General features: G+C 40.9%; 13 protein-coding genes. 7 read left to right on the top strand and 6 right to left on the bottom strand.

Annotated features, from left to right (window positions below; all coding sequences use genetic code 11):
- Positions 1–152: 152 nt before the first annotated feature.
- Both NH399_RS08835 and NH399_RS25900 read right to left on the bottom strand, forming a co-directional pair.
- Positions 153–1,949 (bottom strand): S41 family peptidase, encoded by a 1,797-nt coding sequence (locus NH399_RS08835; RefSeq protein ID WP_253039041.1) that lies wholly within the window; start codon positions 1,947–1,949, stop codon positions 153–155.
- Between the two features lie 116 nt (positions 1,950–2,065).
- Positions 2,066–3,067, bottom strand: coding sequence for a helix-turn-helix domain-containing protein (locus tag NH399_RS25900; RefSeq protein WP_253039040.1), 1,002 nt, complete (start codon positions 3,065–3,067; stop codon positions 2,066–2,068).
- A gap of 189 nt (positions 3,068–3,256) precedes the next feature.
- Between NH399_RS25900 and NH399_RS08825 the strand changes: the two genes are divergently transcribed.
- From NH399_RS08825 to NH399_RS08815, 3 genes are all read left to right on the top strand, one after another.
- Positions 3,257–3,544 carry a hypothetical protein gene (locus NH399_RS08825; protein ID WP_253039039.1) on the top strand — a complete coding sequence of 96 codons (288 nt, stop codon included), beginning with the start codon at positions 3,257–3,259 and terminating at the stop codon, positions 3,542–3,544.
- A 219-nt stretch (positions 3,545–3,763) separates the two neighbouring features.
- A complete protein-coding gene (locus NH399_RS08820; RefSeq protein WP_253039038.1) occupies positions 3,764–7,840 on the top strand; it encodes a two-component regulator propeller domain-containing protein in 4,077 nt (1,358 codons plus the stop codon).
- Positions 7,841–8,104: 264 nt separating this feature from the next.
- On the top strand, positions 8,105–8,974 hold the full coding sequence (locus tag NH399_RS08815; RefSeq protein ID WP_253039037.1) for a hypothetical protein: 870 nt from the start codon (positions 8,105–8,107) through the stop codon (positions 8,972–8,974).
- 156 nt (positions 8,975–9,130) lie between these two features.
- On the opposite strand, the gene NH399_RS08810 is transcribed toward NH399_RS08815, so the two are convergent.
- Positions 9,131–10,441 (bottom strand): M1 family aminopeptidase, encoded by a 1,311-nt coding sequence (locus NH399_RS08810; RefSeq protein ID WP_253039036.1) that lies wholly within the window; start codon positions 10,439–10,441, stop codon positions 9,131–9,133.
- Positions 10,442–10,973: 532 nt separating this feature from the next.
- On the opposite strand from NH399_RS08810, the gene NH399_RS08805 reads away from it, so the two are divergent.
- Both NH399_RS08805 and NH399_RS08800 read left to right on the top strand, forming a co-directional pair.
- Positions 10,974–12,032, top strand: coding sequence for an efflux RND transporter periplasmic adaptor subunit (locus tag NH399_RS08805; RefSeq protein ID WP_253039034.1), 1,059 nt, complete (start codon positions 10,974–10,976; stop codon positions 12,030–12,032).
- Entirely contained in the window at positions 12,029–15,172 is a 3,144-nt protein-coding gene (locus NH399_RS08800) for an efflux RND transporter permease subunit (protein WP_253039032.1), read from the top strand. The genes NH399_RS08805 and NH399_RS08800 overlap by 4 nt, the downstream gene beginning before the upstream one ends.
- An 89-nt stretch (positions 15,173–15,261) precedes the next feature.
- Here NH399_RS08800 and NH399_RS08795 read toward each other — a convergent pair whose 3' ends face one another.
- Together NH399_RS08795 and NH399_RS08790 are read right to left on the bottom strand one after the other, a co-directional pair.
- A complete protein-coding gene (locus NH399_RS08795; protein ID WP_253039021.1) occupies positions 15,262–15,963 on the bottom strand; it encodes a LytTR family DNA-binding domain-containing protein in 702 nt (233 codons plus the stop codon).
- Positions 15,960–16,994, bottom strand: a complete 1,035-nt coding sequence (locus NH399_RS08790) for a sensor histidine kinase (RefSeq protein ID WP_253039019.1) — start codon at positions 16,992–16,994, stop codon at positions 15,960–15,962. Before NH399_RS08790 ends, NH399_RS08795 begins: the two co-directional genes overlap by 4 nt.
- 331 nt (positions 16,995–17,325) lie before the next feature.
- Between NH399_RS08790 and NH399_RS08785 the strand changes: the two genes are divergently transcribed.
- Positions 17,326–17,889 (top strand): cytochrome b, encoded by a 564-nt coding sequence (locus NH399_RS08785; protein ID WP_253039017.1) that lies wholly within the window; start codon positions 17,326–17,328, stop codon positions 17,887–17,889.
- Between the two features lie 461 nt (positions 17,890–18,350).
- Positions 18,351–19,334, top strand: coding sequence for a hypothetical protein (locus NH399_RS08780; protein WP_253039015.1), 984 nt, complete (start codon positions 18,351–18,353; stop codon positions 19,332–19,334).
- A gap of 67 nt (positions 19,335–19,401) precedes the next feature.
- Here NH399_RS08780 and NH399_RS08775 read toward each other — a convergent pair whose 3' ends face one another.
- Positions 19,402–20,427: a hypothetical protein gene (locus NH399_RS08775; protein WP_253039013.1), complete on the bottom strand. Its 1,026-nt coding sequence runs from the start codon at positions 20,425–20,427 to the stop codon at positions 19,402–19,404.
- Positions 20,428–20,445 lie beyond the last annotated feature (18 nt).

Genomic DNA, 20,445 nt, shown 5'->3' with positions numbered 1-20,445 from the left:
TTGCTGTTTAATGGCTGCAACTATTTGTTCGACAGAAAAACGTTTTGCTTTCATGTGCGATCCTCCTGAGGGGCAAATCATGCCCGATTTCACTGTCTTTGTGGATCTGTTTATGGGGAGCCGGTCACTTTTTTCGGAATGTCACTACAGCCCTATTTTGTTGAAGCTTGATTGCTGATTATCTTAAAGATTACATTCAAAGCCGGATCTTCTCCAGAAAAATACTCGACCGATGATAAATTTACAGGAACGTGTGGAGCAACCCAAATTCGATGGTCTTCGGCCTTCGAAGCTTGATGAAACTGTGAAGAAATAATGCCCAGCGTTCCGCTGTAAGGCAGTTTAAACCAACCGGCTTCCCCTAATGCATTGGGCCTACTACCACTTGGCTCACCAACTATGACGGCGTTAGTTAGTCGGCTGATATCCAATAATAAATTATGTGCGGCTGAAAAAGTATTTCTTCCGATAATAACGAATATCTTGCCTTGTGATCTTAGTGCTTCAAATTGAACGAGCGTTTTTAAAATTGGCGGATAAATGCTTCCATTTCCTCCCGCATTATGTCTGATATCCAAAATTAGGTTTTGGATATTCAATTTAGAAGCTTTTTCTCTTAATTCTTGATTAAAGTCCTCAAAAGAGCGAGAGGGATTATTGTGAACATAATTGTATTGAATGTAGAGAGCCGACTTTTCTGGAACATGCTTATACCAATATTGTTCCTTAATTTTTAAGTTGTGGATTGCACTACTCTTGGCTAAAGCAGGTAGCTTAGGAAAGCCGCTGAACGTCATAGCCTTGAGTGTTGGTTTTATCACTCGTTGCTTACCTTCATTGTCCTTGATAGTAAGAGTAATATCCTCGGCATCATTAACTATATTCAATCCTTTTAGTACCTCAGCTAACCCCAAATAATAAGGCCCCAACCAAAGCTGCTGCATATCATTATCCCTAGCATTAATCACTTTAACTTTGGATAATGCTTCATCCACCTTCATATTTCCGATGGCCACCACTTTACTTCCAACAAGCTGCCGATATTGCTGGCTAGCATCTACAATAAAAAGACCATCGCTGAACTGGTAAAACTGCAACGGAAGTTGTTTGAAAGAGCCTTTTTTGCCGAAGGCGGGAACGATAAAGTTATGCCCATTGCCCAAGGTAGCAACCAGCTTCATAAACTCAAATACGATCTCCTGATCTGAAAGATAAGGTATTCTATCGTTAATACGACTCACTATTTGTTCAAATTTTGCCTTGCTGACCGAATGGTACATGTTGATGTGGAGACGTTTAATTTCCTCTACCAGAAAGTTGAGATCGAATTGCCAAGATTGAATCCTGGATAAATTCTCTGGGAGATAATTGCCAGAGACTCTTTGAAAGGCTTTAGAGTCTGCGATCTGCTCAAAATGAGCATTACTTACTAAATCTTTTCTTCCGTCGTAACGCGCTTCCAAGGATTTGGTGATCCAGGCAATCGCATTAGATTCCTGTCCAAGCTCAGAATACGCTTCCGCAATATTCATCATAATGTCATTTGACGGAGCAGATCCTGTTGGGATGTTCGAAAGAATGGTACCTAAAGCTATGGTTCTTTCAAACGCATTAATCGACTTTTCCCATTGTCCCAATTGAAAATAAGTCAGACCCAGAAGATACCAGGTATCACCATCATCTGGATATTGATTGGTCAAAGACTCAATGAGAGGTCTAGCTGATTGCCAGCTCTTTTGTTTCACCAATTCGAGAGCCTTAACTCTGGCGGCATAATAGGCTGCAGGGTCCTCTACCCTACTATTGGTTGCAGGATGACCAATAGCGCTGTTTGTCATTATTGACGCTTTATTTTCTGCATGAGTTTTTGTAGGCGCTATGCCAAATAATATGGCAATGGTGATCATAATTGTGAATATAAAACTGCTTTGATTTCTATCAAGCTGCATATAAATATCTCTTACGGATGTGATGAGTATGTTCAAACATATAGGCAAACGGTGTTAATAGCGCCCGATATCCTGATTTTGGACGTGTTGATGCCTGTTTCTGTACTTCTGAACCATTATTCCGGGCGATTTTTTTGCAGAAATTGGGTTGGAGTCATTCCTACCTCTCGTTTGAAAACAGTATTGAAAGTGGATTTGGAGTTAAAACCTGATTCAAATGCGAGGTCTAGCAATTTTTGTCCCTTTGGAATTCCTGCAATGATTTTTTCTTTCATATCTTTCACCCTGAGGGCGTTAATATATTCACAAAAGTTCTGATTCGCTCCCAGGTTAATAGCCCAGGAGATGTTTTTCACGGTGAGACCTGTTTCATTGGCAATATCAGTAACGGTTATTCTCTGTTGCTTAAATAACTCTTTTTGAAGAATAATACTCTCAATGTTCTGACAAAGTGCTTTGGCCGTTGGAAGGTCTTGTTGTTTATCTTCAGGTGTCGTTGGTTGCACTGATTGTTCATACGGGAGCATTCCATCGAATAATTGAGGATTCTTGAGGACTTTGAGTAGTAAGTACAAAGAAATACAGAAAAATACCAACACATTGATAAAGTACCAAGCCGCTTTTAAATCGCCAGACGTGTGTTTTTGCATATTTAAACGAATAAGATCGATAATAACAATTACTGCGAAAACAGATAATGCCCTGATAATCCAGGTCAATTTCATCGAGTAGGCATCTGAGCGTACACCCATTGAGGCCAAATGATAACGACTCAGTAATCGAAATGATGCTGCGAGGTAAAGAATCTGACTGACTGTACCCAATGCTATTACTACCTGAGTAAAGTTTGTGAAAGGAAGCGCCAGTAGCATTGGGATAAAATGAGCACATTTTTTACTCAGAGGCAATGCTGTGTCATTCACCAAAGAGCGAACAAAAAAGTACAGCAAAGGCCCCACTACTAAGGTAAAAGCAGGCGTAATTAGATGAGTTGAGCTAGTAATTTGTGTCTCTTCCAAAAAGTTCAACAACATCAAAACTGACTGATAGATAAAGAAAATCGCCAAATTGCGGTAAATTTTGAGATTCCATATTAGAAAAGCGCCAAGAATTGTCACGGTCGAAAAAATGACCTGAAGTATATTGACTGGGAGTATTTCGATGGATTGCAAAAACATAAGGCAGAGATTCGCGCTATTAGAATAAGAAAAACAGATAACGACACATAATTGTGTGTTAACAATCTTGGTGTTTATGTTTGATAATAGCAAGATCAGGTAGTTGATGAAACCAGACTGTATTAAGTCGTGAGCAGGCTGAAGGAATTTTCGACAGTAGAACGATTGCAGGCTAACCTACGCAGTAAAACGCCTGTTAATTCTCTTGGTGAATTAATGTTCAACCTTGTGCATCTGAACTATTCTGACAGCCAGCTTATTTTTAATTGCTTGGATAAAGCGTGCAAACGTTTGAATTTAGCTCCTTTCTTTTTAATCATCGGATTCCTTAGCCTGGATTGTTATCGTATTATCGTGTATGGTGCAAAACAGCTCTCCCCCTCCACCATTGCAGGAAAAACAGAGTTATTTGTTTAAATGTTAATATCTTTATCAAGATACAAAATACTATGACTTTATAGAATTCTATATGAGGACCGAGCCATTAATACTTTAAAACGACACCTCACGTTCCTCTTTTTTTTATGCTTTGTTATCCCAGTTAACTTCGTTCTTGCTAATTCAATCACTTTTTCTCAACTAACAGTAGAAGATGGATTATCCACTACTGCTTTTCCATACGGCTTCAGAGTGATTATGCAAGATACTGATGGATTTTTGTGGTTTGGAACGGAGGCAGGTCTCAACCGATATGATGGTTATCAATTTAAACATTTTCTTCATGACTCTAACGATCCAACCAGTATTTCGGATAATTCTATTACAGCGTTGTGGCAAGACAACCAGGGATTCATTTGGGTAGGTACAGCTCAAGGACTTAATAGATTTGATCCCAAAACCAACCAGTTTAGTTATGTACAACTTGATAACTCAGAGAGTGAAAGCTCTAATAAAAAATTATTTGTTAAAAATGTTATTGGCAGCAACAATGGCCTTCTCTGGGTTGGTTCTGTTTACGCTCTGTATCAGCTTAATACGAATACTGGTAAAGTAAATAAATATACCCTCGACGCAAAGAATTCTAACAGCATAAGTGACAGCAGTACTCACTCTATTCTCGTTGATCGTTCAGGCCGCTCTTGGATTGGAACCGCTGAAGGACTAAACCTTTATAATCCTGCAACTAATGATTTTACTCGCTATTTATATGGTGAAGGTTACTCGAAAAAATCATCCAATATAGATGGGCTTAAAGTCAACGCCATCTTTGAAAGCAAACAAGGTCAAATATGGGCAGGTACAGAAAGTGGGCTCTACCTTTTCGATTCTAATACAGATAGATTCAACTCTTTTACTATAAAGAATGGCCACTCTGATGCCGATCTGGATTTAGATGTTTCCAGTATAGTCCAAGATGGTCAGGGACATATATGGTTAGGAACAAAACAAAGTGGCCTTTGTCTTTTGTACACTGTGACTCAAGAGTGCCAACTGTTTAAGCATGAAAAAAACAATGAGGGCTCTCTGAACAACAGCAAGATATCGGATTTGTATTTAGATCAACAAGGGCGTATCTGGGTAGCTTCTTTTTCTGGCTTGAATTACTTTTATTCTGAAAGGCTTTTTTCTCCAATATCTAACAGTGCCCCTGCTACTCATAAGAATAATGATTTTTCGGGAAAGCCAGCCGTTGCGCTGATGTATGATAAGAGTGGTTCTCTTTGGGCTAGTTATTATGACTATGGAATCGTTAAGTATGATAAGGAACACCAAGTTGAGTCGATATACCAACATAATACATCGGATGAGTTCTCAATAGGGAGCAACCGAGTAATTGCTCTTACCCAAACCAAAGATGGAGTGATTTGGGTCGGTACTCATGGTAAAGGCTTATATCAATTCAGTAGCTCAAAAAATCAATTTAGATATCTGCCCAAGAGCCCACCCATTATTACGGGTATTGTTGAAGATAACAAAGGAGAGGTGTGGGTAGGAAGTATTAGAAGTGGGCTACTAAAATTCGACCGAAATACAGGTGAATTTACCCAGGTAAACGAGAAGTATGGAATTATCTCCAGTATTAACCGTTTATATCTAGATCACTCAGGGCGACTATGGGTGGGTACATGGAATGGTTTTATTAAAATAGACGTATCGTCTAATACACACCAGAGTTACAGTCGCAACGCTGACGCACCTGATGGTTTGAGTCATGACCACATTTCATCATTTTTCGACGATGGACAAGGCAGCATTTGGATCGGTACTTTAGGCGGAGGGCTCAATCAGTTTAGTCTTAAATCAGAGTCATTTATCCACTATAGCAAAAAGGACGGCCTAGCCAATGACAGGGTTCTCAGTGTCGTTGCAGATAGTGTAGGAGATATCTGGGCAGGCACAATAAGTGGATTATCAAAGTTTAATCGAGCTACTCAAAAATTTGACAGCTTCTATATTAAAGATGGCCTACTTAGCAATGACTTTAATCCGGCTAATGCAATATCCGAGTCAGGTGAGATTGCGCTAGGTAACCTCAAAGGCATTCAAAGATTTTATCCAGATACTATCCGTGACAAAAATATTCCTCAGCCCCTCGTATTCACTGACTTCAAACTATTTAATTCTCCGGTATCTGTTAATAAAACGATAAAAAACAGCTCATTTACACTTCAACAATCTGTACAGTCAGCTAAAGAAATAAATCTAACCTACAAAGAATCCTTGTTTTCTTTTGATTTTGCCGTACTAAACTCTGTAGCCCCGGACCGAGTAAAATACGCTTATAAACTTTCTGGGTGGGATAATGACTGGATAGTTACCGACCATACCAACCGCATTGCCACCTATACGAATATCCCTCATGGAGACTATCGGTTAGATATCAAAGCGACCGATAAAAATGGTGACTGGAGAGAAGATATTACATCACTAAAGTTGACTATCTCCCCACCTTTTTGGAAAACTAACCTAGCCTACTTTGTCTACTTTATTATTATATTTTTATCTGTGTATTTACTTTTGAGCATCCGTACTCGCTCACTTGTCCGCCGGGCATTAGTCCTTGAACAATCAGTAAAGACTAGAACTCTCGAGTTAGCAAAAGAAAAAGAGACGGTTGAACAACTCCTTGTAGAAAAGAATGAAGAGTTCTCTAATATCAGCCACGAATTCAGGACACCTTTGACACTCATACTGGGGCCTATCGCGCAACTGTTAGCATCAAAGCGGGAGCAGTTTGATGAAATACGCTCAGAAAAGAGTCAGTTAGAACAGCGAACAGAAGAGCTTAATCGTCTGGATGTTATCCAAAGAAATGGCTTTCGTTTACTGCGTATGGTTGACCAATTATTAGACATGGAAGCGTTTAAATCCAATCGAGCTAACAGAAAGTTACCGCAAGCCATTGGAGAAACCATCCGTTTGATTATCGAAGCATTCCAAGATATCTCTTTTGATAAAAAAGTAGAACTGGTCACAGGTAAAATAGATGACATCTATTTTGATTTTATTCCTGATGCGATTGAAAAGATAACTCTCAACTTAGTATCTAATGCTATTAAGTATACACCGCCAGGAGGCAAAGTTTACGTTTCAGCAACACGTATTAACCAAGAACTTTATGAAGTTTCAATTGAAGACACAGGAATTGGTATTTCGGAAGGTGAGCAAACAAAGATCTTTAAGCGTTTTCATCGAGTTATTGACAAAGGCAATGAGACCATCACTGGAGCGGGTATTGGACTTTCTCTAGTAAAGCGCTTGGTAGAATATCACGATGGCTCTATTTCTCTCACTAGCCAGTTGGGAGTGGGCACAAAGGTTGTTATTCAATTGCCCATTATTAACGAAGTAGAAGCTGCCGACACTCGTCTTAGTAGTGAGTCCATAAGAACAGAACTAGTGAATCTTGGTGAACATGATGCTTCAGAAGAAAAAGAAGTCACTAGTAATGAGTGTAGTATCCATCATGATCTACAAACACTGCTCATCATCGAAGACAATACTGACATGCTTGAATACATGCGTAAAAGTCTTGTCGAACATTACCACTGTCTTACCGCAAAGAATGGTCTAGAAGGTATTGAGCTAGCTAAAAAATACATTCCGGATCTAATCATTAGTGATGTTATGATGCCTAAAATGGATGGTTTTGAGGCAATACATCACCTAAGGAAAATGGAGGAAACCAGTCACATCCCTATTATATTATTAACGGCTCGAGGCGATAGACAAAGCCGACTTAAAGGATGGAGTGAGAAAGCTGACGAATACTTAACAAAGCCTTTTGATACCGAAGAGTTAATTATTCGTATTCGGAACTTGCTAGGTATTCGCGAGATCTTAAAAAAGCGCTTTAATGAAAGTCTATTTACGACTTCGGACAGCCTATCCACCTTGAATAGAAGTTCCGATAGCGAAGATGAGCTTTCCGATACAAAGCTGACAGTTCATGAAGCAAAGTTTTTCGATAAATTGAATGTAAATTTAGCGAAAAACTACAGTAATTCAGACTTTAGAATGGTAACGGCGGCAAGTGAGATTGGCATGAGTGAAAGACAACTTCACCGAAAACTTAAAGCCATTTGTGATATGACTCCTAGCGAATACTTACGTCAATACCGTCTCGATAAAGCAAAGTCTATGTTAGAAAATGGAAGTACAATTAGCATTGTCGCATTAGAAGCTGGATTTTCAAGCCATAGCTACTTCGGTAAATGCTTTAAAGCAAAATTTGGTTTATCACCAACTGAGTTTGTTAGAATGAGACTATAAATCGACATACATTGCATCATTTCCGGTTCCATTTCCTCTGACTGCCAAAAGCTGGCTCTCTTTTCATCCAAACCTAACCCATTGATAAATATCATAAATCTACATATCAGCAAGAAGTCAGACAAAAGTCAGAAGAACTTCAAGCTTTTAAATTGTGATTCGTTACCTTTGGTATTCTCAATCCACTAGAAAAAGAAGCTTACATAAAAACAGCATTTATCTTTGCTGATCTGAGCAGCGCGACTTACCATTAAGAGGATAGCAATGAACATCAATTTTAAAGTTAACAGTGTCATCGCGATAATACTACTGAGTAGTATTACAGGCTTTGCCCAAAAAAGCGTCAATAATGACTACCCTGTTCTAAAAGGCCCCTACATAGGCCAAAAGCCACCAGGCCTGACACCTAAAATATTTGCTCCTGGCATCCCCTCTAAAGAGTATCGCGACTGGGGCGGCTACTTCTCGCCGGATATGAAAGAGTACTACGTAACCCGGAGACACCACAAAACCGGAAAGTCGACGAAAATAGTTTTTAAGTATGAGAATGGCCGCTGGCATGAATCCGTTGTGGATTGGGGAGGTTTTGTCTCCACGGATGGCAAAGTTATGTATTCTCGTAATCAATACAGAGAACGCACTGGCGACGGTTGGTCAGAGCCCAAGAGCCTCGGCCCCCTCTTTGAAGACTTTCGCATCATGCGTTTGACAGCATCAGCAAAAGGAACCTACGTTTTTGATGAGGTTGGCACCAACGGCGATGGTATGCTTCGATATTCAAGACTGATAAATGGCAAACGTGAAACACCAAAGCCTTTTAACAAAGAGATAAACACAGGCAAGTGGACAGCCCACCCCTTTATCGCTCCTGATGAGTCTTACATTATTTGGGATAGTGAACGCGATGGTGGATATGGTGATAGTGATATGTATATCAGTTTTCGCCAGCCGGATGGTTCATGGGGAGCAGCCGTCAATTTTGGCGAAAAAATAAATACAGAGGGTGAAGACGGTGGAGGTTATGTAACACCCGATGGAAAATATCTTTTCTATTGTCGTCGTTGTACTCCACCCAACTATGAAATCATGTGGGTGGATGCCAAGTTCATCGATACTCTCAGAGCTAAACAATAATCATATTCCACCCGCGGGAAGGTCAGCGCTAAAAACAGCGCGCCTTCCGCGAATATTAAAAGATGTTATTTGGCTTCACTACCCTTCTTTAAGTGAGATCTGTCCTCTTTAATTTCCATTGATATCTTTACTAACAATCGTCAGGTTTTTATCTGATTATAATTGCAACGTTGGGATTTCATGACCATAAACCCAGCGATTAAAGAAATCAGAAAGATCTTTACTGGTTGTTTTCTCAAACGAAGACTTTAGATCTTGTGTTGTCACCGACTTGTCTTTATAGGTCATGGTATATTGCTTAAGTGCTTGCCAAAACAGCTTATCACCTAATTTTTCTCTAAGCATATAAAATACTAACGCGCCTTTGCTATACGCCATGGTTCGATTGATTTCTTGTTCATTGATTTCGTTATAGAAAGCAACGGGAGCCACTCGATTTTCTTTTACCGCGCGCTTTACTCGGCGAATGGCGACATTAATCTCATCTTTATAAGCTTGCTCACCAAATAAGTGTTGCTTATAAGCTGCCACTAAAAATTGCACCAGTCCCTCGTTTAGCCAAAAGTGAGAAAAGTTCGCACAGGTTACGCTGTTGCCCCACCACTCGTGGGCCAGCTCATGAGCAATAAACCAGTTTTCACTCTTATTTTTTAGAACAGTATGAACAAATCTTTCTCCAACCAAGCTAAAGCCTGCGCTTTCTTGGGCTATACGCCCTTCTACAATGACGTAAGCATAAGTTCCCTGAGGTAAAGGGAAACCTGATTTCTGTTCAAAAAATTGAAGCATATCCGGAACATCTGAAAACGCATTTTGAATACTCTTCTTACTAAGTTCTGAACCTTTCGTGTAGAGAAAAGAAAAAGTCGTTTCATTTACCTTTTGAGTAAATGATTCAAATTCGCCAAGAGCAAAGCCAAAAGTATATATAGGCATTGCATTAGGTTGATGCCAATGTGAAATAACTTGATGTTCCCCCAGCTTTTTTTGAGAAAGCATCAAGCCATTACCTTGTGAGATCAGTTTTTTGTCATGGATAAGCTCCAACTCAAAACTGGCCTTATCATTTATGTTGTTATGAGCAACTAACCAATTTTTCGTGTGGTAGACAGTGTACAAATGATCTTCATGAAACCTCATTCCACGTCTTGGCTTAGCTTGATACTCTATTGCTAAAGTGTTTAATTTTTCTGCGCTCAAAGATTTAGAAGTATCAATAATAAGCTGCTTATCGTGGAGTGAAAATTGAGCAGGTTTGCCGTTTAAATTTATCGATTTAATCGATTTATATTCAGCAGAAAATGTGAGCGTTCTGACGTTTTTTGCAATCGGCATAAAATCAATCTGAACAATTCCAGCTACACTTTGATCTTTGAAGTCAGGCTCGAGTTTGGCGTGATAGTGAACGAAATCCACATCAAACGGTTTAATATAATCGATGTTTGCTAACGCTGTGCTCGAGCACAAAAAACAGACTATTTGAAACAAACTCAAACAAGATAACTTAATCAATTCGGAAATCCCTAGAAGCAAGGTGCGACACTTGTCGCAATTTCGGGATATGCTACCTTACATTGCCCTGCGACACAAGTCGCACCTCGACCAAACGAGCCTAAATCCAGATCACTGGATGCTACAAAACACCAGTGTTCTAGAAGCGATCAATTTAAACTCGGTTCAATCTCACATTCAGGGAAAGGTTTGCAGCTAGCCTCTATCTTGGGTTGCTCATTCTTCTCAGCTGGTAGGCCTCCCCACAACATTAGAGACAAGATAAACCATTTTATTTGAATCATAATTTCTCCTTTCTATATCCGTTATTGATTAAAAACTCACACTCAAATCGCCGTCATCTTTCAGCAAGAATTAGTGTAGACGTTGCTACTGATACCTTGATTTATGTCGTTTATCAATATTGTTGATTGAAAACGTGTTTTTTACTGTTTGATTATTGTATATGCTTTATTTTATGCCTGTTATCTGTCAATTGAGAATTTACATGCGCTTATTAGCAATATCATTAATTTTGGTTACTTCCATCGCATTCGCTGACGACACGGTTGAAGTAGATATTTTTTATCCAAAAGCAGGAATCCATCAACAAGCATTGCAATTGACGGGCTCTGTAGAAGCCGAGCAAGATGCCGGATTGGCAAGCTTACAGGCTGGGCGCGTCGCAGAGCTCTTTGTTGATGCTGGAGATTTGGTTGAAAAAGGACAAAAATTGCTGACTCTCGATGCGAGTTTGGCCGAGTTGTCCCTGGCAGAAGCGAGAGCCGCACTCGAGGCCGCTAAGGTGGAGCGCAGTGAAGCCGAGCGATTATATGAAGAAGTCCAGGTTCTTTCTAAACGACAAGTAGTCGCACAAACACAAATTTCTGAACGTCGTGCACAAGTGGCTCGAGCTAAGGCCGAATTAACCAGACAAGAAGCGAATGTAGCCATCGCGGCAGAGGTCTTGAGAAGACACACCTTGTATGCGCCCTTCGCCGGAGTGATTGCTAAACGTAGTACCGATATTGGCGAATGGGTGAGCCAACAAAATGAGGTGTTTACACTGGTAAAACAAAGTGCTTTGCGCTTAAAAGTCGCGATACCGCAACAGTATTTCTCGATATTATCTAAGCACAGTAATATTAAGATTAATGTTCAATCGAATGCCGTAGGTTCCAATGTTTTAAATTTAAGCGTTAGTCGATTGGTCCCCGTATTTGATCAACAAAGCCGTACTATGTCAGCCTATATTAAACTTCCTCAGAGCTCTGCTTTCGCAGCAGGCATGTCGGCCAACGCCGAGCTTTTTCTACCCAATCAAACAGAACCTTTAGTATGGCTACCTAAATCAGCGATTAAGCAACACCCGGATGGAGGCAACAGTGTCTTTGCTGTTGTTAGTGGCAAAGCCAAAAGAGTGTTCGTTAACATCAATGAGCAACGCGATGATCTTGTTGCTGTGACTCAAGCCTCTGCCAATCTTGCCTATGTGATATCTGGCGTTGAATTGTTGCGTGATGGTCAAAAGCTTAAGGTGAACAAAGTGCAAGGGAACGCCTTATGATTGACTCCGCAGTAAAACGAGGTGTTTTAGTTACTGTTGTTGTTCTGATTGGCTGTATCTTAGGGATTGTTGCTTCACTGAATATCCCCGTACAAATGATACCTGATCTTGAAGTACGTACGATTACGGTTCGTACAGGATGGCCAGGTGCTACACCTCAAGATGTTGAGAAAGAAATTCTGATTGAACAGGAGCGTTATCTACGCAATTTACCCAACCTGCAACGGATGGTTTCTTATGCCGATATGGGCCAAGCGAGAGTCGAGTTGGAGTTCCCTTTTGGTGTGGATGCCAATGATGCATTAATTCGTGTGAATAATGCGTTAAGTCAAGTTCCTGCTTATCCAGAAAATGTCGACCAACCGCGAATATTCTCGAGCTCTTTTTCTAGTAATGCCTTCATGTACTTCCGATTAAGGCCCCTCCCCGGCAATCCAATGAAGCTAGATGTTGACCTGCTTCGAGACTTTGCCGAGGACTATATCCGGCCACGTATGGAAAGTGTGCAAGGGGTATCAGAAGTCGGCGTTCGCGGCGGTGCTCAAAGACAGATTCAAATTAAATTAGATGCCGCTGGGTTGGCGCAGCGAGGGATTAGTCTGCAACAGGTTCGTAGTGCCATTCGTAATCGAAATCGTGACGCTTCGGCCGGGGACATTGAAAGTGGAAAAAGTCGATATCTACTCCGAGTTGTTGGGCGTTTTGAACAAATTACAGAGTTAGAAAACCTTATTGTCAGTCGTCAAAATGAGGTTAATACGCTGTTAAAAGATGTGGCATCCATTACCTTGGATCACTTTGAGTCTCGTGGCATGTCTTATGCTGACGGAGAACGAAACCTCAGCTTATCGGTTCGCCGAGAGAGTGGCTCAAATGTATTATCCATAAAAGAAGCCATGTTGCCTGTGGTCGCAGAACTCAATGCTCAATTGCTGCAACATAATGGATTGGAACTGTCACTCGTTAGCGACGATGTCAGATACGTAAAAAGTTCATTAGAAAACGTATGGTTCAACTTAGGGTTAGGTGCCCTCCTCGCAACCTTAGTGATGTATTATTTCTTACGCTCTGGGCAGGCGACACTGGTTGGCGTGATGGGGATCCCAATCTGTACCATTGCTGCATTTTTATCGCTGATGATGTTTGGTCGAACCATCAATGTGATTTCGTTGGCGGGTGTTGCCTTTGCAATAGGCATGACCGTTGATAATACCATTGTGGTTTTAGAGTCCATTGTTCAGGCGAAGAGCAAAGGAATCAGTAAAAGAGAAGCTGCTGTTAATGGAGTTAAAGAAGTATGGCCCGCAGTGTTAGCATCAACAGCCACTACTGTGTTGGTTTTTGCGCCTATTTTATTTGTTAAGCAAGAAGCTGGACAGCTTTACTCGGACATCGCGATTGCGATTTCCGGTGCCATCATTGCGTCGATGCTCGTTGCTATCTTTGTTGTTCCGGTTGCGCTCGCAAGATTAGGAAGCAAAGGCGATTTTAAACAAAGTAAACAGTTTGCCTTGTCATCCCGTTGGATGAATGTGGTTGCCTTGTTTTGTCGTTCCAAACGAAGTGCTCAAATGAGTGCAGCGGCATTTATTATTTCAATTTTGGGAGCCGCTTATGCATTGATGCCTGCTGCGGAGTATTTACCCGAAGGTGAAGAGCCTAAAGCGTTTTCGATGATGATCGCACCTCCCGATTACAACCTGTCTGAAATGGAAAATATAGGCAATGAACTAAGAGAATATTTTGATTCATTTGTTAATGCCGACGATTCCGATTTTCTTTCTGGAAAAACCAATATGCCACCGCTGGAATATTATTCTATGTCTGTTTCTATTGGCAGAATATGGTTCTTGAGTGCTCCAGTCGATCCTGAACATATTAACGATATGATGGAAGCCATTACGACCAAGTTCCGTAGTTATCCGAATATGCGCGCATTTTCTTCTCGTGGTTCCATTATTTCCAGCAATGATGGCGGGACTCGTGCGGTCGCTGTGGATATATCCGGAAGTAATATTATTGAGTTGTATCAAGCAGCTGAAGCCGTTTATGAAGAAGCAGAGAAACGCTTCAATAAACCACAGATCAATTCCAACCCTCGCTCTTTGGCTCTGGAACAACCGCTTATCGAAATTCGCCCTCGCTGGGAACGATTAGCTGAGCTGGGGATCTCTAACGCAGAGTTTGGTTATGCGGTTGCAGCGATGAGTGATGGCGCATTTGTGGATGAGTTTCTTCTCGACGATGACAAGGTGGATATCTTTATGTTCAGCGGCGCTGGAAACCGCCAAACACTAGATAAATTGGCGGCAACACCAATGCTGACCCCTCAAGGTCATATTCTACCGCTCAATGCTTTAGCCGATTTAGTGGAAAGCAAAAACAGCGATTCTGTTCGTCGGGTGGACGGAAGTCGTACGGTGACCGTGTACATCATTCCTCCCCGAGCTCTAGCTTTAGAAACAGCCGAAAAACGAGTAAGAGAAGAATTGCTCCCTGCATTGTGGCAGCAAAGTAAAATTGCTCAAGGTGTTAAAGTGAGTATCAGTGGAGCAGCCGATCAATTAGAGTCCACTAAAGCCTCATTATCCGGCAACTTTGTTATTGCGCTTGCATTAAGCTACCTGTTACTGGTTGCGATTTTTACTCACTGGCGCTATCCCTTGTTTATTTTAGCTACCGTTCCTTTGGGGATGGCCGGTGGTTTGCTTGGTCTTATTCTTATCAATGGCACTAATGCACTGTTAGCTTCGATGGGATTGAGCAGTTTTCATCAGCCCTTTGATATGATTACCATGCTTGGCTTTCTCATCCTACTAGGAACCGTAGTAAACAATCCTATTTTGATCGTTGATCAAACTCGGCGGTTTGTGTTGGAACAACACATGGCTGTTAAGGAAGCAGTTTTGCAAGCTGTGAAAAAACGTCTGAAACCCATCTTGATGTCAACAGCAACGACTCTCTTTGGCTTAGCGCCACTGGTGTTAATCCCAGGAGAGGGAACCGAGTTATATCGAGGTGTGGGAATTATCGTTCTCAGCGGTATCTTAGTATCAACAGTACTGAGCTTGACGTTTTTGCCTGCGTTGTTGGTCGCCATACTTGGTGAGACCGACGCCCAAAAGTCCAGCCACGCTTAATATTAACCTTACATAAGCGAAGCCCGCTTGTAGCCAACGTCATTGATTACAAGCGGGCTTCTCCATTTCGATAGCAAGGCTTATCCGTTTTAAAGCGCTGGAATCGCATCCATCAGAGCTTTTTTATAAGCTCTGCCAATAGGAATCTCGGTATCGCCAATTTGCAATTTGTCGCCCTTAATCAGATCAATACAAGCCAGATTAACAATGTAAGACTTGTGAACCTGATAGAAGCCCGAGTCATGCAGCTTTTCTAACCAGTTGCTTAAAGTGCCTAAAAGCATGTGCTTGGTTTGTTGGGTATAGATTTGAACATAGTTCTCAACCGCCTGAATATATTTGATATCAAGGATGTCTAACCTGCACAGCTTGCCATCTATCTTGACGAAAACATAGGGCTTCCTGTCCTCAACATTAAGTGAAGGAGCGACGGGCGCTTTCTGCTCAATCTTCGCTACGGCATTAAGAAAACGCTGAAAAGAAAACGGTTTTAGGAGGTAATCCTGCACATTCAGCTCAAATCCTTTAATAGCGTATTCATTATAAGCTGTCGTTACTATGACCGCTGGCGGTGAGCTTAGCGATTCGAGAAAGGAAAATCCATCTATCTCTGGCAAATGCAGATCAAGAAAAATCAGGTCTACCCTTTCCGCTCGTAGAGTTGCGAGGCTGTCGGTGGCATTATTATGCACCGCTAATAAGTTTAGGTCGGACAGTCGGGATATATACTCTTGCAAAATTCGCTGAGCGGGTCGTTGGTCTTCAATAATAATGCAGTTTATTTTGGTCATGATTGCAAAGGTACTTTTAGTTTAACAGTGTATAAATTACCAGCTTCACCATAACTTAACTCAAAGTCGTTGCCGTGAATCAACTTCAATTGTCTGGCAATGTTGGCTAAGCCAATGCCTTCTCGATTTTCTACTGCTGCTGGACCAACATTCTTCGCAAAATTATTTTGAGTTTGTAGTGTCAGCTGCTGGTTGCTTTCTATAACAACTTTGATTTGAATGTTTATATTGTCTACCAAACTATTCATACTGTGTTTAAAGCAGTTTTCTATCACGGTAATCAATATGCCTGGCGTAACGCATAGCTGGCTGGAAGAACCTTCCACAGCAAAGCTGACGTTTCCCCTGCCCTCGAGGCTCATCTTTTGCAGCTCTATATAGTTGTCGATTGCTGTGAGTTCTTTATTAAGGCTAACTGCTTCAGAGCTGTTCTCATAGAGTAAATACCTTAACAGGTCGGATAGCTTCAACAGCATATCGCCAGCCATGTCATTTTTTTCGAGCACATAGGAGTATATGTTGTTTAAGCTATTAAAAAGTATATGAGGATTTATCTGAGCTTTAAGAAACTTCAATTCGTTAGATACTTTGTCCAGCTCTATTTTCTGCATGGTGCGCATGATCTGGTTGTAGTTCCAGAGTAACTTAATGGCAGATAAAAAAAGTACCAAGGGAGCCGCCTGAACCATAAAAACCAGAACGCCTTTTAGGGTCCAACCGTCTTTACCTCGAGTGTCAGGAAAAAATGCGGGCTCGAGAACCGCTTCTTCTATGGAGCCAAACACAAGCAGTAAGCCGAAAATGGATGAACAAAATAGCAAGTAGTACCGCCGTTCAAACAGATAAGGAAGCAGTATATAGATGATCAATAACGCCAAAAGCCCTCTATTGATCGAATAAGCCAACTCACCGCTATGAAGAAAAGGCTGTTCTTTGCTCAAGGCTATAATTGCGATCGAGCTCAACCAGGCACATAGAATCAATAGACTATCGCCGTAGGTGGAAAAGACGCGCTTAAGGGACGCTGACATATTGACTGTTAAGTCCTGTGTTCATTTATTGGCCTGCTTACTAATTTAGAGGTTTTTGCGCTGAATTTAAAGCGAAATAGCCTACTTGTTCAAGCTTAAATCATGGTTACTCAGTAAGTTCGCCCTTGGTCGATGTTGTTGATCTTAATGGAAGTGCTACTTCTGTTCCATTTTATGTCGTTCATAAAGAATAGTAATAGCAAGGTGTTAAAGATAAATACCTTCATATACTATAAAGTCGATTATCTTAAGTAGTGCGACCCTACTTCCTCGACCTATCTTGGTGAATTTTTAACAGGCAATCTTGCTACTTAACAAGATTGTATTTTAAATGAGCGCGACAACTATGAGTGAAACTAAAGACAAGCTTTCTCCGATCTCTATCATTCTTCACTGGACCATTGCAGTAGGCATGCTTACGCTACTAAGTGTAGGCTGGTATATGGAGAGCTTTGAAGTTTATGGGCTATATGATATCCACAAATCTTCAGGAATCTTACTGTTCGTTGTGATCTTTTCTCGTGTCATCTGGCGACTAAAACAAGGTTGGCCGCAACCATTGACTCAAACTCAGAAAATAGAGTTTTTATTAGGCAAATTAACCCACTGGGGTTTATTAATCTCAACCTTACTATTTCCTATTTCGGGTATGATGATGTCCGCTATGGGCGGTCATGGGCTTGATGTGTTTGGACTAGAGTTATTATCTGCAAACGTCAATGCAGAAACAGGTCGTAGTGTGCCTATCAATAAGGACTTAGCCTCATTGGGGCGTGAAATGCACGGCATTTTATTATGGGTTGTTTTAGGTTTGGTGAGTCTGCACTTAGCAGGTGCCTTGAAGCATCACTTTGGATACAAAGATGGAACTTTATTGCGGATGTTAGGTAGGTAAATACCTAACACCACAGTTGAAGGCTGATTAAATCAGCCTTCAATCTCTTAAACACAAGAACTTCTATTTAGATACATCAATCTCTCGTCAGTTATTTATCCTTATTTATAGAGCCTTCCATACAAGCTTCCTCTTTACTGAAACTTGTTACCTCAAACTCACCGCTGCCTCAATAATTTATTTTGAGATAATCGTAAAATCTTTCTGACGTTTCTCTTACGTTTTGCTGATTTTTCTATGGGATGTCTGAATAGTACCAACATTTGTCAGATTTGTTATATCGAGCCATAGGTGTGTTCGTTAAGGTTATTTACGACTAGAGCTGCGATGTTATGGAGGTTTAGTAATACGGAAATGAAACTCAGGTAGATTCAAAGATTTTAGAACAGTCTCCTGAGCATAAATGCAACTCTATTCCTAGCGTTAATAAATAATTAACTACCTATATTTGGGAGAAGAAAATGAAATTATTAATTCCGGTAGCACTATTGGCAAGTACCTTATCCTATTCAAATGAAGTCATACATTTTGATAAGGTTACATCAGGTGAAGTAAATACGTTGCCAGGTTTTAATGGAGATTTTGTATCCATTGACGGTGAAAACCTATATGGTCCAGTGGTTACTGACGGCTCCGATGCCTGGGCATTGACCAATTATTCTGCAAATACCTGGACTAAGCTAGTCGACGGCATTGGTCAGGTTAGCAACATCAGAGAAATTACTGGAGATAATCGAAAAGGACCTATCATTACCAGTGGATTTAACATCTATTATTGGACAGATAGAGATGGCGATTTTTATGATAATCGATGGGATTTTCATGCGGGGAACCCTTGTACAAGCTCAGGTTTCAATTCAAGTATTATTTCAATGACTGGTGACCAGACCTATGGCGTTGCGGTTCTATGTGGCGATTATAATGCTCATAGCGGCAGCCAAAGTGGTAATGCGGTTATGTATGAAAAGATATATTCTAATGATAGCCGTCATAAATCCTGGCACTCAGTTCCTTCCACAGGGTTACAACATTCACTTTGGCAAGTGAGTGGCGATAATTTACATGGACTTGTTGGGTATTCGAATAAATCTGTTTATTACATTGAAAACTTTAGTTCATCAGGTAGCTGGACACGGTTACCTGACCATAGAACAAAGATTGTAAGTATTTCTGGAGACAATATGAGTGGCCCAGTAATTCTCGATTGTTCAGGGAAAATGTATAAAATTAATAGTTACGCTAATCCGCAATGGCAATATGTAGGAAAAGTTAACTATAGCTCAAACAACCCAGCTCTATGTGACAGCACTACTTATGCAAAAAAACGTATTGCTGGTGACAATCGTCGAAACCCCATTGTTGCAGGCCCAGATGTATCAAAAGCTTCCAGTTCAGGTGGTGGCGGCACTGGCGGTGGTTCGGGTGGAGGCGTTATCATAAGATAAAGGATTAAATTCTGTAGCTTTCGAAAATGCTCCGGTTTAAAAAACTGGAGCATAGTTAGCTTAAAGCTTAATGAACCTTATCAGTTGTAAGTTGATAGTATTTGTCCACCACATTATCTCGTTTACGCGCATCCAGCGTCTTTAAAAAGACTTTACCCTTTTCTTTAACTACCGCAAAAGGCAGCCCGTCCTTTAAAGTAAACCTGGCAACAGGCTTACCTTTGGGGTTTTCTTTATTCAGTAAAATACATCGGGTGATTCTGGGTAAACGATAGCCCTGAGTACTAAAGAATGAATCATAGTCCGCAGTGTCTGTTCCATAAGTGATAAGATAACTACCTTCATCCAGCATAAAAGGAACAAAATACTCATCCGCATCCAATCGGCCGTATGAAATATCAACGTTGGTATCGTCGAAATGAGCGTAAGACTCCATTGCTCGGTCTCTAGAGAATAGGTCTTCACCTTGATACAAGGTACTAACCACTTCTCCATTTCCAGATAGAATATAGATTGATTTGCTCCAATTGTTTTTGGGCCATGTTGCAGCAACCACAATAACATCATCTTCAAGCCTGACTGCTTGCAGTATCTTTCCTCCTTCTAAGTCTAGTTGCTTGGCGGACTGTATGTCGTTTAAGTCGCCCTCCCACATTACAGGCTCAGATGTAAACTTGTCGATAGGCCTGTTTGCCAGAAAAGATTTTTCTCCATTAGGGCCAATAAACTTATGAATCGTGATACGCTCTGGTTCTTCAGAAAATGCTTTCGGTTCTTTCGCAATCTCATTATTTTGCGAAGGAATAATCTCGAATATTTCGTTACTATAGATACCTGCTTTCGATTGAAAACTAAATTCTAAATCCGGTTTGTTTATTTCCTCTATGGATACCTGGGGATCAAGAGCTATGGAGAAGCCATAGTCCAGAGTCCTTTTTGCCAAACGCATGAGCCCCAAAACGCCTACAACAAGGACAGCACCAACCATAGACTGCCAGAACCCATACGGCCATCCGATGAGTGTTCCCACCCAATAAAGTAGAGAACACAAAGCAAAGACAAACATCATAGAAAATAGGTAAACCATTCCCATCCTAAAATAAACTCCTTA

Origin of the sequence: Pleionea sp. CnH1-48 (assembly GCF_024124665.1) — a bacterium.
Lineage (GTDB): Bacteria > Pseudomonadota > Gammaproteobacteria > Enterobacterales > Kangiellaceae > JAMXSB01.
The sequence above is the reverse complement of the archived record's forward strand: the minus strand, read 5'-3'. Positions and strand labels throughout refer to the sequence as shown.